The organism is Rubellimicrobium arenae (assembly GCF_017916275.1).
GTDB lineage: Bacteria > Pseudomonadota > Alphaproteobacteria > Rhodobacterales > Rhodobacteraceae > Rubellimicrobium > Rubellimicrobium arenae.
This window is the reverse complement of record NZ_JAFMST010000006.1, coordinates 74,125-90,345: the sequence shown is the minus strand read 5'-3', so window position 1 is coordinate 90,345 and position 16,221 is coordinate 74,125. Positions and strand designations below refer to the sequence as shown.

Here is a 16,221-nt window from a genome sequence, read left to right as displayed (position 1 = left end):
CGCCAGCGTGGCGCGCAGGCCTATGCGGGAGGCGACCAGCCCAGCAGGATCGCCAGGCCTAGGCCTGACCGGGAGAGAGGTGCCGTTGGCCGCTCGATCCATGCCTTGGCCCGGCCGCCTTCAGGCAGTCAGGCCGAAGCCATCGGGTCCGCGGCTCAGATCCAGCCGCCCATGCTCCGCAGGATCGCCCCCTCGATCGCGTCCAGATGCGCCGGGTCGTCGTTGAGGCACGGGATGTAGGTGAACTGCTCCCCGCCTGCATGCTCGAAAGCTTCGCGGATCTCGCCCTCGATCTCCTCCAGCGTTTCGATGCAATCGGCGGAAAAGGCGGGCGCGCAGACCGCGATGCGCTTCACGCCCTCTTCCTTCACCAGTCGCGCCACCTCTTCCACGGTGTAGGGCTTCAGCCATTCCTCGGGGCCGAAGACGCTCTGGAAGGTCGTGCGGATCTTTGTCCTCTCCCAGCCCAGGGCCTCGCGCAGGAGGCGCGTCGTCTTCTGGCACTGGCAATGGTATGGATCGCCCTGCATCAGGTAGCGCTGCGGCATCCCGTGATAGGAGCAGATCAGCAACTCCGGTTCCTGCTGGGCCGAGGCCCAGCCGCGCCGGACCGAGCCGGCCAGAGCCTCGATATAGCCCGGGTCGTCGAAGTAGGGATCCATGACCCGGGCGATGGGCTGCCACGACTCGGCCATAAGGGCCCGGAAGAACTGGTCGCAGGCGGTGGCCGAGGTTGCCCCCGCGTATTGGGGATACAGGGGGACGAACAGGATGCGCTGGCATCCCTCCTCCACCATCCTGTGCAGCACGGACTGTGTGGATGGGCTGCCATAGCGCATGCAGAACTCCACCCGGACCGCGTCGCCGAAGCGGGCGACGAGCCGATCCCGAAGTCCTTCGGTCTGCGCCTTGGTGATGGTGAGAAGCGGGCTTTCGTTCCGCTCCTTGTCCCAGATCTTGCGGTAGTTCGCGCCCGAGGTGAAGGGCCGCTTGGCCAGGATCACCGTCTGGAGAAGCGGTTGCCACTTCCAGGACGGGTAGTCGATGACCCGCTTATCGGACAGGAACTCGCTCAGGTAGCGGCGCATCGACCAGTAGCCGGGATCGTCCGGCGTCCCGAGATTCGCGAGCAGGATGCCGATCCGGGCCGGCTGAACCGCGGGATGCCCGTCGGGGGCATGGACGGGCACGGCGGGTGTCTGGGGCGTCAGGGCGTTCATGGTTTCTCCCGAAACAGCGCCCGGCACATTGCCGGGACCAGGGAACCGAGGCAAGGGAGGATGGGCTGCAACTCCCTGCCTTGTCGCATCAATTTGGCTCGACCGGGTCCGGGCCGCCGGTGCGCCGCGCGTCCTCGAGCGCATCCGCGAGGCTTCGCGCCGCCGAACCAGGGCGCAGCGGCTTGGGCTGGTCCGGCGCGGGCGCCCAGGCGGAAAGGGTCACCACCTCGAAATGGGCGATGGCCCGGCCTTCGGTGAGCGGGTAGCGCGCGGCGGCCCCGGCGATCACGGTGCGGCGGGAGAAATGCCGGAGGCGGCCGTGCAGGGCGTTGGCCTCGCCCATGGCGCGCAGGTCGCGCATGAGCGCCAGCGCATCCGGATAGCTCACGTCGAAGGGGGTTGCGTCCGCGACCGGCAGGGCAAGCCCGGCACGGCCCAGCAGATTGCCCAGGTCCCGGATCTCGCCCATCGGAGCGACCCGGGGGGAAAGCCCGCCCGTCGCCTCGATCTCCGCTTCGGCAAGGGCGGCCCGCAGCGTCGCCAGAGTCGTGCCCCCGAACAGCGTCGCGATCAGCAGCCCATCGGGGGCCAGCGCCCGTCCGGCCTGCACGAGTTGCCCCACCGGGTCCTCGGCCCAGTGCAGGCAAAGGTCGTGGATCACGAGATCATGTGCCCCCGGCCGGAGATCCAGCACCTCCTCATCGGGAATGAGCGCCGCTCCCGGCAGCCGGTCCGCCCAGACCTGCGGGAACGGGGTCACCACGGCCGGCTTGGTAAACCGCTTATTAACCTCTTCCAGCCTTTCCTGCACCTCGTCCGCCACGGCCTCCCTGAGGAAGAACGCTGTGGCTCTTTGGCGGTGTCGCAGGAGGGCGGGACGGTCGGTCAGCTGGGCCATGGTGCCCATGTAGGGGAGCAGGCGGTTGTTGAAAAGCGCGCGAACGGCGACGGTAGAGGTCCTGGGGGCTCTGCGCCGGGCCGTCTATCCGCCCGCCTGCATCGCCTGCGGCGCCCTGACCGAATCCGAATTCGCGCTCTGCGGACCCTGCTGGCGGGACGCCGGGTTCCTGATGGGCGCGCTTGTCTGCGACAGTTGCGGGATTCCGTTGCCCGGCCAGGATGCCGGCCCGGTCCATTGCGACGATTGCCTCCGCCGCCCCCGCCCCTGGAGCCGTGGTCGCGCCGCGCTGCCCTATCGCGCAACGGGACGGCAACTCGCGCTGGCTCTCAAGCATGGGGACCGCACGGACCTTGCCAAGCCGATGGGACGCTGGCTCGCCGCCGCGGCCAGCCCTTTGCTCCAGGATGACCAGGTGCTCGTTCCCGTCCCGCTGCACTGGAGCCGCCTCCTGCGGCGGCGCTACAACCAGGCCCAACTGCTTGCGCGCGAGGCGGGGCGCCTCCTTGGGCGCCCGGTCGTGCCCGACGCGCTGGTCCGCTGCCGTGCGACCCGTTCGCTCGGCCATGGCGGGCGGGAAGCGCGCGCCGCCGCGCTGTCGGGGGTCATCGTGCCGCACCCACGCCAAGGCCGCCGCCTTCAGGGCCGCGCAGTCCTGCTCATCGATGACGTGATGACCTCCGGTGCGACCCTCTCGGCCTGCGCCGGGGCGGCCCGTGAGGCGGGAGCGGCGGACGTGCGCGTCCTGGTCCTCGCCCGTGCCTTGTTCGAGCCCTAGAACCCTGCGCTGCCCGCCCCTAGGTTAGAGGGCAACAGCTTCAGGAGGCCACCCATGGCGACCATCGAGATCTACACCTCCCCGACCTGCGGCTACTGCCACGCGGCCAAGCGTCTCCTTGCCCAGAAAGGGGCGAGCTATACCGAAGTGGACGTGGTCCGGGATCCGACCCGCCGGCCCGAGATGATGCAGCGCGCCCACGGCCGCCGCACCGTGCCGCAGATCTTCATCGACGGACATCATGTCGGCGGCTGCGACGATCTGTATGCCTTGGAAGAGGCGGGCAAGCTCGACCCGATGCTGGCCGGAACCGCCTGAACGCGATGCGCGCGGCGCTGCTGCAACTCTCGTCGTTCGACGACCCTGCGGATAACCTTGCGCGGCTCCGGCCCATGATCGCCGAGGCGGCCCAGGGTGGCGCGCAACTGCTCTGCACGCCGGAGGTGACCAACTGCGTGGCCCCCCGGGCCAGGCTCCTGGAGGTCGCGACCAGCGAGGATGCCGATCCCGTGCTGGCCGGGCTGCGGGAGGAGGCGGCCGCCTGGGGTGTCTGGATCGCGGCAGGGTCGCTGGCCATCCGCACCGGCGACGCGGACGGACGGCTGGCGAACCGCTCCTTCCTGATCGGGCCCGACGGCGGCATCGCCGCGCGTTACGACAAGATCCACATGTTCGACGTGGACGTCTCGGCCACGGAGACCTGGCGCGAATCACAGGGCTTCCGGCCGGGGGATCGAGCGGTGGCGGCGGCCCTGCCCTTCGCGACCCTGGGGCTCGCCATCTGCTACGACCTGCGCTTCCCGCACCTGTTCCGGGCGCTGGCCAAGGCCGGAGCCCAGGTCCTCCTCGTGCCCGCGGCCTTCACGCGCCCGACGGGTGAGGCGCATTGGGAGGTGCTCCTGCGCGCCCGGGCCATCGAGTCGGGCTGCTTCGTGCTGGCCGCGGCCCAAACCGGCGAGCACGCGGGCGGGCGCCTGACCCATGGTCATTCGCTGGCGGTCGCCCCCTGGGGCGAGGTGCTGGCCGATGCGGGACGCAACCCGGGGGTCACCCTTGTGGACCTGGATCTGGAGGAGGTCGAAAAGGCGCGGCGGCGCATCCCCGCCCTCCTCCATGATCGGCCCTTCGAGGGTCCTAGGCCGGTTCCCTGACGCTGGAGGTGACGTAGTTCACCGCCAGGTCGCGTTCGGACAGGCGCCAGGACCAGGTCACCGGGTTGAAGACCATGCCCATCCGGTCGACGGGCCGCAGGCCTGACGCCCGCAGCAACCCGAACAGCTCGTCAGGCGTGATGAACTTGCGCCAGTCATGGGTGCCACGGGGCAGCCAGCGCATCACCTGCTCGGCCCCCACGATGGCCATCAGGTAGCTCCGGGCGTTGCGGTTGATCGTGGAGCAGACATGGAGTCCCCCGGGCTTGAGCAGCTCGTGGACGGACCGGAGGTAGTCCTTCGGATCGGCCACGTGCTCGATCACCTCCATGTTGAGGACGACGTCGAACCGGTCCCCCGCCTCGGCCAGCGCCTCGGCCGTGGTGTGCCGGTAGTCGATCGCCAGGCCGGACTGCTCGGCGTGAAGGCGCGCCACGGGAATGTTCCGCGCCGCTGCGTCCGCGCCCACCACCTCGGCCCCCAGCCGGGCCATGGGCTCGCTCAGCAATCCTCCGCCACAGCCGATGTCGAGCAGGCGAAGCCCCGCAAAGGGCGTCGGATCGCGCCGGTCACGTCCAAACCGCGCCGCAATCTGCGTCACGATATAGTCGAGCCGCACCGGGTTCAGCATGTGGAGCGGCTTGAATTTGCCCTGGGGATCCCACCATTCAGCGGCCATCCGCTCGAACTTCTCGACTTCGGAGGCATCGATGCTGCGACCGGACGCCCCCTTCCCCGTCGACTCGTCAGCGCGCATATGCATGGTGTCTCCCCTCGCAACCTCTCCCCAAGGAATGATATAGCCCCGTCATGGACAAGGTCTCTGCGCCCCTTCACGCCCGCTTCGCACCGCACCCCGCCCTTTATCCGGGTTTGGAGCCATTTGCGACGTATGCGCTTGAGGTCGGGGAGGGTCACCGTCTCTACGTGGAGGAATGCGGCAATCCCGACGGGTTGCCGGTCGTGGTGCTCCATGGGGGTCCGGGGGGCGGATGCAGCCCGGCGATGCGGCGCTACTTCGATCCGCGCATCTTCCGGATCGTGCTGTTCGACCAGCGTGGTTGCGGCCGCTCGCGCCCCCATGCGTCGGTCGAGGCCAATACGACGTGGCACCTCGTTGCCGACATCGAACGGATCCGCGAGCATCTTGGCATTGATCTCTGGGCCTGCGTCTTCGGTGGCTCCTGGGGGGCCACGCTCGCGCTGCTTTATGCGCAATCCCACCCCGAGCGGGTGCGCGCCCTCGTGCTGCGCGGCGTCTTCCTGATGACCCAAGGCGAGCTGGACTGGTTCTACGGCGGCGGCGCAGGCGCATTCTGGCCCGACCTGTGGGACCGCTTCACCGCACTGATCCCCGAGGAGGAGCGGAGCGACCTGATCGCGGCCTACAACCGCCGCCTGTTCTCGGGCGACCTGCGCGAGGAGGTGCGGTTCGCCCGCACCTGGGCCGGCTGGGAGAATGCGCTGGCGTCGATCGACAGCGAGGGGCCGGGCGGGACCCATGCCGTGACGGGCGCCCCCCTGGGGGGCTTCGATGCTCCGGCGGATTACGCGCGCGCCTTCAGCCGGATTGAGAACCACTTTTTCGTGAACGGCGGATTTCTCCGGCCCGACCAGGCGATCCTGTCCAACATGCACCGGATCGCCCATATCCCGGGCGTGATCGTGCAGGGCCGCTACGACATGATCTGCCCCCCCTCCTCGGCCTGGGCCTTGGCCCGCGCCTGGCCCGCCGCTCGCCTCGAGATGGTCGCCAAAGCCGGTCATGCCCTGAGCGAGCCCGGCATCACCGCCGCTCTCGTTCGCGCCATGGACGGGCTGGGCGAGCGGTTCTCGCCCAGCCGGCAGCGACAGGCCGCCCCCTGATGATCCGCCGCCGCCCTGCCCCGCCGCTGCGCCGCCTCGACTCCCGGGTGAGCCGGCGCGGCCTGCTGGGCGCGGGCGTGCTGGCCGGCGTGCTGGCGGCGAGCGGGGTGCCCCTTCAGGCCCGCACGCGCACGGGCACGTTGCGGATCGGCTTGGCAGGCGCCCTGCCCCGGCATGACTGGACCGGCGCTCCGGCCGTGCTTGCGCAGGGAGCGGTTCACGAGACCCTGACCGAGATCCGCGCCACCGGTGAACTGGTCGGTGAGCTGGCCCAGGCGTGGGAGGCCACCCCGGACGCCCGGCTCTGGCACATCACGTTGCGCCGGGATGCCCTGTTCCATGATGGCCGGGACGTCCGCTCGTCCGATGTGCTGGCCTCCTTGGCCAGGCACCTTGGCGGCCTTCTCGCGCATGTGACGTCGCTCGAGGCGCAGGGCCCGCATGCGTTGCGGGTCACGCTGCCCGAGGGAGACCCCGACTTCCCGCTCCTTCTGGCGGACCCGCATCTGATCATCGGCCCCGAAGGCACTCTCGACGGGACCGGGACAGGCCTTTACCGGGTCTCGGACCGGCAGGCCCCTGGCCTTCTCCGGCTCGACCGCGTCGCCTCCCATTGGAAGGACGGCCAGGCCGGCTGGTTCGAGGCCGTGGAGGCAGTGTCCCTGCCCGCCCCGCTCCAGCGGCTCGAGGCTCTTCTGGCCGGCGATGTGGATGTCGTCGATCCGCTGCCTCCCGATCTCCTGAGGGAGGCCCTCGCCGCAGGGTTTCCGGCCACGGCCGTTCAGGGCAACCGTCAGCTTCATGCCCGGCTCCCGGCCGGTGCCGACCCTGCGCTGTCGGGCCACCTGCGTCATGCGCTCGACCGGGCTGCGATTGCGGCGGACTGGAGTGGCGAACCGGCCGCCGACCATCCGCTGGGGCCGCTCCATCCGGCCCTGGCGCTCCTTTCCGTCCCTGCCCCGGACCCGGCCGCATCGCTGGGCGGCCTGAGCCCCATTCTGTCCGCCTGGGAGGGATCACCGACCGAGGAGGCGACCTTCCGGCGTGCCCTGTCCGGTCCCTGGTCCGCCCTGAACGGCGATCCTACCCTGCTCCGCCACCTGGCTGCGGCCCGCGTGACCGAAGGCCCCGAGCGGGCAGCCCATTATGCCGCGGCACAGGTCCTCTGCGCCGAGCGCGCGCCCGTGGTCGTGGCGGCCCATATTCCTGCCGTGACGCTGCACGCCCCCGGTCTGGCCCATCACGCCGCCGTGTCCCCTTTGGCGCCCTTGGACGGCGGGCGGCTGGCCGAACGCTGGTGGTTCGCCTAAATCCCTTGCATCGGCCACCGCATCCGCCTATATGCCCCTTGACAGCGGCGCGCCGGTCTCCACCCCCGGCGCCCACCGGCAGACTATCGACGGGCCGCGCGCCCGTTTTTCCGTTTCTGGGACTGCCTGAACACCATGTCCGACCTTATCGCCAAGACCGCCATCGACAAACGCCTCGCCCAGATCGTGGAGCCCGTGGCTTCCGACATGGGCCTGGAACTCGTGCGCCTGCGCCTCATGAGCGGCCAGCACCCCACCCTCCAGATCATGGCCCAGCGTGCCGACGGCACCATGGAGGTGGACGACTGCGCCCGTCTTTCGACCGCCGTGTCGGCCGTGCTTGATGTCGAGGATCCGATCTCGGACGCCTACACGCTCGAGGTGTCCTCGCCCGGCATCGACCGTCCCCTGACCCGCCTCAAGGACTTCGAGGCCTGGGCCGGGCACGAGGCCAAGCTGGAGCTGTCCGAGCCCGTGGACAATCGGAAGCGCTTCAAGGGCACGCTCCAGGGCACCGAAGGCGACGAGGTGCTGCTCGAGATCGAGCAAGGGGCCGAGCACGTGACCATCGGGCTCAAGTTCGACTGGATCGCCGACGCCAAGCTCGTGCTGACCGACGATCTGATCCGCGAAACGCTGCGCGGCCGCCGCGACCGGGGCGAGATCGACGAGGCCCAGTTCGACGCCGTCGAAACCATCATCGACGGGGAGGATGAAGCTGATGCTCCCGCCCCGAATCAAGAGGAGAAACACTGATGGCCATCACCTCCGCGAACCAGCTGGAGCTTCTCCAGACCGCCGAGGCGGTCGCCCGGGAGAAGATGATCGATCCCGGCCTCGTGGTGGAAGCCATGGAGGAGTCGCTCGCCCGTGCCGCGAAGTCCCGCTACGGCGCCGAGATGGACATCCGCGTCAAGATCGACCGCAAGACCGGCCGTGCGACCTTCACCCGGGTCCGGACCGTGGTCGAGGACGACGCCGTCGAGAACTATCAGGCGCAGCTGACCGTCCAGCAGGCGAAGCAGTACCTCCCCGAGCCCAAGATCGGTGACGAGATCGTCGACGAGGTTCCGCCCGTGGACCTCGGCCGCATCGCCGCGCAATCCGCCAAGCAGGTCATCCTCCAGAAGGTCCGCGAGGCCGAGCGCGACCGTCAGTTTGAGGAGTTCAAGGACCGCGTCGGCTCGATTATCAACGCCACCGTCAAGCGCGAGGAGTACGGCAATGTCGTCGTGGACGTCGGCGCCGGCGAGGCGATCCTTCGCCGCAACGAAAAGATCGGGCGCGAGGCCTACCGTCCGGGCGACCGCATCCGCGCCTATGTGAAGGATGTGCGCCGCGAGCCGCGCGGCCCGCAGATCTTCCTGAGCCGGACCGATCCGCGCTTCATGGCCGAGCTGTTCAAGATGGAAGTGCCCGAAATCTACGAGGGCGTCATCGAGATCAAGGCCGTGGCCCGCGATCCCGGTTCGCGCGCCAAGATCGCCGTCATCTCCTACGACAACTCCATCGACCCCGTCGGCGCCTGCGTCGGCATGAGGGGCTCGCGCGTGCAGGCTGTCGTCAATGAGCTCCAGGGCGAGAAGATCGACATCATCCCCTGGAACGAGGACGTCCCGACCTTCCTCGTGAACGCGCTGCAACCGGCCGAGGTTTCCAAGGTCGTGCTCGACGACGAGGCCGAGCGGATCGAGGTCGTGGTCCCCGAGGAGCAGCTCTCGCTGGCCATCGGACGGCGCGGACAGAACGTGCGCCTGGCGTCCCAGCTCACTGGCCTCGACATCGACATCCTCACCGAGGAGCAGGAAAGCCAGCGCCGTCAGAAGGAGTTCGACGAGCGCACCAAGCTCTTCGTGCAGGCGCTGGACCTGGACGAGTTCTTCGCCCAGCTCCTCGTTGCGGAAGGTTTCCGGACGCTTGAGGAAGTGGCCTACGTGGATCAGGAGGATCTCCTGGCGATCGATGGCGTGGACGAGTCGACCGCCGAGGAGCTTCAGGCCCGCGCCCGCGACTACATCGAAGCCGAGCGCAAGAAGATCCTGGACCGCGCCCGCGCCCTCGGTGTCGAGGAAGCCCTCATCAACTTCCCGGGCCTTACGCCGCCGATGATCGAGGCGCTGGCCCAGGACGGCGTGAAGACGCTCGAGGACTTCGCAACCCTGGCCGACTGGGAACTGGCCGGCGGCTGGACGGAGCAGGACGGCCAACGCGTCAAGGACACCGGCATCCTCGAAAAGTTCGATCTGGGCCTGGAAGAAGCCCGGGACATGGTCATGTCGGCGCGCGTGGCTCTTGGCTGGGTGGACCCGGACGAGATCGATCAGGCCAGCCAAGAGGAGGCGGAGGAGGTCTGACCTCCTCCGGATCGCCGCGATGACGCGAGGCGGAGCCAAAGTGGAACGCGAGGAGCCGGAACGGCGCTGCCTCGTCACGAACGAAACGGGGCCCAAGTCGGGCCTCGTGCGTTTCGTCGTGGGACCCGACAATGCGGTGGTGCCGGATATTTCCGGAAAACTTCCCGGACGGGGGCTGTATGTGACCGCCTCGCGCCCCATATTGGAGCAAGCGAGGAAGGGTCAGTTCGCCCGCGCGGCAAAGGCTCCCGTCACCGTACCCGAAGGTCTAGCCGACGAAGTCGAGCGTCAGCTCGCGCATCGCGTCATCGACCTGGTGTCGCTCGCTCGGAAGGCGGGGCTCGCCATTGCGGGCTTCGAGAAGGTCAAGGAGGCCCTGGCTCTTGCGGGCGAAGGTCTCGGAAAGAAATCATGGGCCCACATCCGCGTCCTGCTTCAGGCCTCTGACGGCTCCGAGCGGGGCAAGGCCAAGCTTTGGACGCCCGAAGGCGCGCGCTACTTCGGTTGCCTCACCAGTGAGGAACTGGGGCAGGCTTTTGGTCGCCCAACCGTGATTCATGCGGCATTGGCGTCTGGCGCCTTGGCCGACCGTGTTGTAGAGGAGGCCGCGAAACTCCGTGGCCTAAGAGAACTGGAAGGCGGCGACCGCGCCGCTCCCTGAGGATTAGATACCCTTCATGAACGATACCGGCGACAAGAAACCCCTTGGACTTCGTACCCCCGGCTCCCGTCCCGGCAACGTGAAGCAAAGCTTCTCGCATGGCCGGACCAAGAACGTCGTGGTCGAGACCAAGGCACGCAAGCGGGTGGTGGCAACGCCGCCGGCCGCCGCGCCGGCGCCGGCGGGAACCGCCACGCGCGCCAGCGCGATCCTGGGCGATCCCTCGAAGCGCCCGGCCGGCATCTCGGACGCCGAGCTGGAACGGCGCATGAAGGCGCTGGCCGCCGCTCGCGCCCGCGAGGCGGAGGACGCGGCCCGCCGCGCCGTCGAGGAAGCCGCCCGCGAAGAGGAGCGCGCCCGTAAGCGCGCCGAGATCGAGGCCCGCGAGCGCGAGGAGCGCGAGCGCGAGGAGGCCGCACGGGCCGCCGCCGCCGAGGAGGAGCGCAAGCGCCTCATCGCCGAACGCAAGGCCGCCGCCCAGGCCGCTGCGGTCGCCACGCCGGCGCGTGCGCCGGCCCAAACCGGTCCTGCGCCGACCGAGGAGGACCGCCGCGCCGCGCTGCAGGCCCGCAAGCCCGATCGCGAGAAGGGCGACAGCCGTGGCCCGGCGAAGGAAACCAAGGCGAAGCCCGCCCGGGAAACCGAGGAGCGTCGTGGTGGCAAGCTCACCCTGACGCAGGCCCTGGGCGATGGCGATCGCCAGCGCTCCATGGCAGCGATGCGCCGCAAGCAGGAACGTGCGCGCGCCAAGGCCATGGGCGGCCATGACGCCCGTGAGAAGATCGTGCGTGACGTCCAGCTTCCCGAGGCGATCACGGTCGCCGAGCTGGCCAACCGCATGGCCGAGCGCGTGGCCGACGTCATCAAGGCGCTGATGCGCAATGGCATCATGGCGACCCAGAACCAGACTCTGGATGCCGACACCGCCGAACTCATCATCGACGAGTTCGGGCATCGTGTGGTGCGCGTGTCGGATGCCGACGTGGAGCACGCGATCGATACCGTCGCCGACGCGCCGGAGCAGCTCAAGCCGCGTCCACCGATCGTGACCATCATGGGCCACGTCGACCACGGCAAGACCTCGCTCTTGGACGCGATCCGTCACGCCAACGTGGTGTCCGGCGAAGCCGGCGGCATCACGCAGCATATCGGCGCCTACCAGGTGAAGACCGACTCCGGCTCGATCCTGACCTTCCTCGACACCCCCGGCCACGCGGCCTTCACCTCCATGCGGGCCCGCGGCGCGCAGGTGACGGACATTGTGGTGCTGGTGGTGGCAGCGGACGACGCCGTGATGCCGCAGACAGTCGAGGCCATCAATCACGCCAAGGCCGCCAAGGTCCCGATGATTGTGGCGATCAACAAGATCGACAAGTACGACGCCGATCCGCAAAAGGTCCGCACGGACCTGCTGCAGCACGAGGTCGTGGTCGAGGCGATGTCGGGCGACGTGCAGGACGTGGAGGTTTCGGCCAAGACGGGGCAGGGGCTCGACAACCTGCTCGAGGCCATTGCGCTCCAGGCCGAGATCCTGGAATTGCGGGCGAATCCCGAACGTCCCGCCATGGGCGCTGTGATCGAGGCCAAGCTCGATGTCGGTCGCGGTCCGGTCGCGACGGTGCTCGTGCAGAACGGCACCCTTCGGAAAGGCGACATCTTCGTCGTGGGCGAGAAGTGGGGCAAGGTCCGCGCGCTCATCAACGACAAGGGCGAGACGGTCAACGAAGCCGGCCCGTCGGTCCCGGTGGAGGTCCTCGGCCTCAACGGCACGCCCGAGGCTGGCGACGTCCTCAACGTCGTTGAAACCGAGAGCCAAGCCCGCGAGATCGCCGACTACCGTGAGAAGGTCACCCGCGACAAGCGGGCGGCTGCGGGTGCGGCGACCACGCTGGAACAGCTCATGGCGCGTGCCAAGGCCGACAAGGACGTGGCCGAACTGCCGGTGGTGGTGAAGGCGGACGTGCAGGGCTCGGCCGAGGCCATTGCACAGGCGCTTGAGAAGGTCGGCAACGAGGAGGTGCGCGTTCGCGTGCTCCATTCCGGGGTCGGTGCGATCACCGAATCCGACGTGGGCCTGGCCGAAGCGTCCAAGGCGCCGGTCATCGGCTTCAACGTCCGTGCCAACGCGCCGGCGCGGTCGGCGGCCAGCCAGAAGGGCGTGGAGATCCGCTACTACTCGATCATCTACGACCTGGTGGACGACATCAAAGCCGCGGCGTCTGGCCTTCTCAAGGCCGAGGTGCGCGAACGGTTCATCGGCTACGCGCGCATCCTCGAGGTCTTCAAGGTCTCGGGCGTGGGCAAGGTCGCGGGCTGTCTTGTCACCGAAGGCGTGGCGCGCAAGTCGGCGGGCGTTCGTCTGCTGCGGGACAACGTGGTCATCCACGAAGGCACGCTCAAGACGCTGCAGCGCTTCAAGGACCAGGTCAACGAGGTCCAGTCGGGCCAGGAATGCGGGATGGCCTTCGAGAACTACGACGACGTTCGCCAAGGCGACATCATCGAGATCTTCGAGCGCGAGACGGTGGAACGGACGCTCTGACGTCCATCATCCTGCCCAGGAACACCAAAGTTGAGGGGAGTTGGCTGAGCCAACTCCCCTTTCTTCATCAGACTTATGGGTAGTCAGCTTGAAGGCCGCGGTCTTCTGGATAACCTGAGCCGCGAGAGGCCCGTCGGTCGGACCTAGCGCTTCGGGTTGAGTCCTCAGATCGCCGACATCGGCGTTTAGGACTTACGCCCGCACGCCCTGACCCAGGTCCTACCGCCCACGTAGCTCGACGCCTTGGGCGGCTGGACTGGCAGTATCAGTCGGAGGATCTTGCCCCGACCATCTACCGGACTAAATCTACGGCACCTGAGAACACGCGCCCAAGCACGTTGTTCTCTGCGCTCCGGGCCAAGAACCTCAACACTCCGGTGGCTCTTGGCCCAGTGCCCACACCTTTCGGCACGGGCATCCCGGACAGCCGGATGACAAGCTCAGGCGGCTCGGGGCAGGGGCCGTTCTATGGGGAACCCCTTGTAGGTCTTGTCATCGACACGGACCACAACACGACCGTCGTCGAGTTGACGGACGAAAAAACCTTGGACCGAAACGCAGGTCCCAATCTGGATCGTGCGCAGCATCTGCTCTCCCTCCCGCCGAACCGGCTGTCATCAAGCTGCCATAGTATAAGTTAACTATGCACTAATTCTGCCGAGAAAACGCTCAACTTTAGGAGAGTGTCACAGAAGTTCTACAACCAGTCGCGGAGTACGGGAACAAGAGGTATGTCGGCCGGCGGCATCGGATAGCTCCGCAGGTCTGTTGGCCGCACCCAATTGAGGACCTGTCCTTCCTGGGGCTGCGGCGTGCCTTGCCAGCGGCGACACACGAACAGCGGCATCAGAAGATGGAACGCCTCATAGGCGTGACTTGCGAAGGTCAGTGGGGCGAGGCAGGATGCGTGGGTGTCGATGCCAAGTTCCTCGCGCAGCTCACGAATCAGGGCCGCCTCGGGGGTTTCTCCGGGTTCGACCTTGCCGCCCGGAAACTCCCAAAGTCCCGCCATGGTCTTGCCTTCGGGACGTTGTGCCAGAAGGACGCGGCCGTCGGCATCGATCAAAGCGACGGCCGCCACGAGCACGATGGGTTTCGCCGTGCCGGTCACGACCGGTAGTCGGCGTTGATATCGATGTACCCGTGGGTCAGATCACAGGTCCACACCGTGGCTTCACCCGAACCAAGGCCCAGGTCCACGCCGATGACCAACTCGGACCTCTTCATGTAGGCCGAAGCCGCTTCCTCCGAATAGTCGGGGGCCCGGAAACCATCCTTGGCGACGGTGATGTCGCCAAAGCGGATCGACAGTCGGTCCCGGTCCGCCTGTGCTCCCGACTTTCCGACCGCCATGACGATGCGCCCCCAATTGGCATCCTCGCCAGCCACGGCCGTCTTCACCAGGGGGGAGTTGGCGATCGCCATGCCGACGAGATGGGCGTCCGTTTCGTCCGCCGCGCCGGTGATGCGGACCTCCACGAGTTTCTGTGCGCCTTCACCATCCCTGACCACCTGGAGCGCCAGATCGAGGAACACCTTCTCCAGCGCTTGGGCAAACTCTGGATGCCCAGCAACGTCCACCCCTGAGGCGCTGGTCGCAGCCACGAGAAGGGTGTCCGAAGTGGACGTATCACTGTCCACCGTGATCCGGTTGAACGTCCTGTCGCAGGCGGATGACGTGATTGCCTGCAATTCCGCCTGATCGAGCCGCGCGTCAGTGAAGACATAGACGAGCATCGTCGCCATGTCCGGCGCGATCATGCCCGACCCCTTGGCGATGCCTGCGATCCGCACCGTCCCGCCCGGCAGAACGACCTCGGCGCTGGCGCCCTTGGGGAACGTGTCGGTGGTCATGATTGCCTTGGCCGCGGCGTCGATCCCGTTTGGGTCCAACGCATCGCGAAGGGCAGGGACCGCTTGGGCCACCTTCTCCCAGGGCAGAGGTTCTCCGATCACCCCGGTCGAGGAGGTGAAGATCCGCTTCGCAGGCAGGCCGAGCGCTTCAGAGGCTGCATGGCAGATCGCCTGCACAGCCTCTTCGCCACGACGGCCCGTAAAGGCGTTGGAGTTGCCTGAATTGACAAGGAAGGCTGCGGGCCTGCTGTCAGTCTGTGCCATCTTGCTCTCGCAGTCACGGACGGCTGCAGAGCGGGTGGCCGACCTGGTGAAGGTCCCGGCCACGACGGCATCGTCCAAGACAGCCAGCATCACGTCCGTGCGCCCGCTGTAGCGGACGCCGGCGGCGGCAGAGGCGAAACGGACCCCCCCGATAACGGGGAGGTCCGGAAAACGTGCGGGCGCCAGGGGCGATATCTTGGGCGCCAACTCAGTCCTCGAGCAGCGAGGGGTCGTTGAGGACGGCGGGGTCGAACTGGCCCGGCTCCGGACGCGTGACCTGACCGGCGCCCTCGAGCTCGGTCAGGCGCGCCTGCACGGCCTCCTGCTGGATCTGGCCCTCCAGCTCGCTCCGGACCTCCTCGAGGGTGGGAGCCGCCTTGGGACGGGTGTCGTTCAGGCGGATGATGTGCCAGCCGAACTGCGACTGGACGGGTGCCGACAGCTGACCTTTTTCAAGGCCGGCCACCGCCTGTTCGAACTCGGGCACCATCATGCCGGCGCTGAACCAGCCCAGCTCGCCGCCCTGGGAGCCCGACCCGGTGTCGGTGGACAGTTCCTTGGCGACATCCTCGAAGCTCTCGCCGCCGTTGATGCGATCGATCGCGGCCTGAGCTTCCTCTTGGCTGGCGACCAGAATGTGCGAGGCGTCCCATTCCGTCGTAGGCTCGACGTTCGCGTATTGGGCATCATAGGCCTGCTGCAGCGCCTCGTCCGTGACCGCCGCCGTGGCGATCTCTCCGATCACCTGGTTGGCGAGCAGCGACCGGCGCTGGTTCTCCAGGGCGATCTCGGTGGACGGGGACGGGGTCGTCACGGATTGGGCCAGGAGCTCCTGTTGGATCAGCTGGTCCACGACGCCGCCGAACAGGATGTCGGGCGGCAGCTGCTGGTACTGGGGCGGCAGCTGGCGGACGGCGATCAGAACCTGGCCCAACTTGATGTCCGTCCCGTTCACGGTCGCGACGACGGTGTCGCGTGTCGCAGGCTCGGACGGAGCAGCGGGTGTCTCGGCGGGGGCTTCGGTCGTGCCTGCCTCCGCACCCGACGCCTCAGGGGTCGCAGCCGTGTCGGCGGCCGGAGCCTGGGCGGCCGGGGCGTCCTCGGTCGTCGTCTCCTGCGCGTTGGCCGGCAAGGCCAGGGCCAGAGCCAGCGCGGAGGCGGTCTGGAGGAGCATGAGCTGTTTCAGCATGGAACGAAGCCTTGATCGGGCGGCCCACCCGGGCCGCGTTGACAGCGGGACAGCCCCCCCTTATGTCCGCGAACATCCCGAGGGGGCGCACCGGCCCCCATCTAGGCCGGGCGCGCGCGGGCCACAAGGAACCT

The 16,221-nt window shown here is 68.1% G+C and carries 15 protein-coding genes; 9 read left to right on the top strand and 6 right to left on the bottom strand.

Annotated features, from left to right (window positions below; translation table 11 throughout):
* Positions 1 to 155: 155 nt before the first annotated feature.
* Positions 156 to 1,220 (bottom strand): ferrochelatase, encoded by a 1,065-nt coding sequence (hemH, locus tag J3P31_RS10765; RefSeq protein ID WP_210528447.1) that lies wholly within the window; start codon positions 1,218 to 1,220, stop codon positions 156 to 158.
* A gap of 88 nt (positions 1,221 to 1,308) precedes the next feature.
* On the bottom strand, positions 1,309 to 2,127 hold the full coding sequence (locus tag J3P31_RS10760) for an SAM-dependent methyltransferase (protein ID WP_210528446.1): 819 nt from the start codon (positions 2,125 to 2,127) through the stop codon (positions 1,309 to 1,311).
* Positions 2,128 to 2,146: 19 nt separating this feature from the next.
* Here J3P31_RS10760 and J3P31_RS10755 point away from each other — a divergent pair, with 19 nt between their 5' ends.
* From J3P31_RS10755 to J3P31_RS10745, 3 genes are read left to right on the top strand one after another with little or no spacing between them, the layout of a single operon-like run.
* Complete coding sequence (locus J3P31_RS10755; protein ID WP_246849447.1) at positions 2,147 to 2,896, top strand: ComF family protein; 750 nt, start codon at positions 2,147 to 2,149, stop codon at positions 2,894 to 2,896.
* Positions 2,897 to 2,950: 54 nt separating this feature from the next.
* Entirely contained in the window at positions 2,951 to 3,214 is a 264-nt protein-coding gene (gene grxC / locus J3P31_RS10750; protein WP_210528445.1) for a glutaredoxin 3, read from the top strand.
* Positions 3,215 to 3,219: 5 nt separating this feature from the next.
* A complete protein-coding gene (locus tag J3P31_RS10745) occupies positions 3,220 to 4,047 on the top strand; it encodes a carbon-nitrogen hydrolase family protein (RefSeq protein ID WP_210528444.1) in 828 nt (275 codons plus the stop codon).
* Here J3P31_RS10745 and ubiG read toward each other — a convergent pair.
* Positions 4,031 to 4,804: a bifunctional 2-polyprenyl-6-hydroxyphenol methylase/3-demethylubiquinol 3-O-methyltransferase UbiG gene (gene ubiG, locus J3P31_RS10740; protein ID WP_210528676.1), complete on the bottom strand. Its 774-nt coding sequence runs from the start codon at positions 4,802 to 4,804 to the stop codon at positions 4,031 to 4,033. The genes J3P31_RS10745 and ubiG overlap by 17 nt on opposite strands.
* Positions 4,805 to 4,857: 53 nt before the next feature.
* Between ubiG and pip the strand changes: the two genes are divergently transcribed.
* From pip to infB, 6 genes are all read left to right on the top strand, one after another.
* Complete coding sequence (pip, locus tag J3P31_RS10735) at positions 4,858 to 5,913, top strand: prolyl aminopeptidase (protein ID WP_210528443.1); 1,056 nt, start codon at positions 4,858 to 4,860, stop codon at positions 5,911 to 5,913.
* Positions 5,913 to 7,223, top strand: a complete 1,311-nt coding sequence (locus tag J3P31_RS10730; RefSeq protein WP_210528442.1) for an ABC transporter substrate-binding protein — start codon at positions 5,913 to 5,915, stop codon at positions 7,221 to 7,223. The genes pip and J3P31_RS10730 overlap by 1 nt, the downstream gene beginning before the upstream one ends.
* Before the next feature lie 135 nt (positions 7,224 to 7,358).
* Positions 7,359 to 7,979 (top strand): ribosome maturation factor RimP, encoded by a 621-nt coding sequence (gene rimP, locus J3P31_RS10725; RefSeq protein ID WP_210528441.1) that lies wholly within the window; start codon positions 7,359 to 7,361, stop codon positions 7,977 to 7,979.
* A complete protein-coding gene (gene nusA, locus J3P31_RS10720; protein WP_210528440.1) occupies positions 7,979 to 9,577 on the top strand; it encodes a transcription termination factor NusA in 1,599 nt (532 codons plus the stop codon). Before rimP ends, nusA begins: the two co-directional genes overlap by 1 nt.
* Positions 9,578 to 9,596: 19 nt before the next feature.
* Positions 9,597 to 10,238 (top strand): RNA-binding protein, encoded by a 642-nt coding sequence (locus J3P31_RS10715; protein WP_210528439.1) that lies wholly within the window; start codon positions 9,597 to 9,599, stop codon positions 10,236 to 10,238.
* A 16-nt stretch (positions 10,239 to 10,254) separates the two neighbouring features.
* A complete protein-coding gene (gene infB / locus J3P31_RS10710) occupies positions 10,255 to 12,780 on the top strand; it encodes a translation initiation factor IF-2 (RefSeq protein ID WP_210528438.1) in 2,526 nt (841 codons plus the stop codon).
* A 697-nt stretch (positions 12,781 to 13,477) separates the two neighbouring features.
* Here infB and mutT read toward each other — a convergent pair.
* From mutT to J3P31_RS10695, 3 genes are read right to left on the bottom strand one after another with little or no spacing between them, the layout of a single operon-like run.
* A complete protein-coding gene (gene mutT / locus J3P31_RS10705; RefSeq protein WP_368373063.1) occupies positions 13,478 to 13,891 on the bottom strand; it encodes an 8-oxo-dGTP diphosphatase MutT in 414 nt (137 codons plus the stop codon).
* Positions 13,888 to 15,105 carry a bifunctional glutamate N-acetyltransferase/amino-acid acetyltransferase ArgJ gene (argJ, locus tag J3P31_RS10700; RefSeq protein WP_210528437.1) on the bottom strand — a complete coding sequence of 406 codons (1,218 nt, stop codon included), beginning with the start codon at positions 15,103 to 15,105 and terminating at the stop codon, positions 13,888 to 13,890. Before argJ ends, mutT begins: the two co-directional genes overlap by 4 nt.
* A 1-nt stretch (position 15,106) precedes the next feature.
* Positions 15,107 to 16,087: a peptidylprolyl isomerase gene (locus J3P31_RS10695; protein WP_210528436.1), complete on the bottom strand. Its 981-nt coding sequence runs from the start codon at positions 16,085 to 16,087 to the stop codon at positions 15,107 to 15,109.
* Positions 16,088 to 16,221 lie beyond the last annotated feature (134 nt).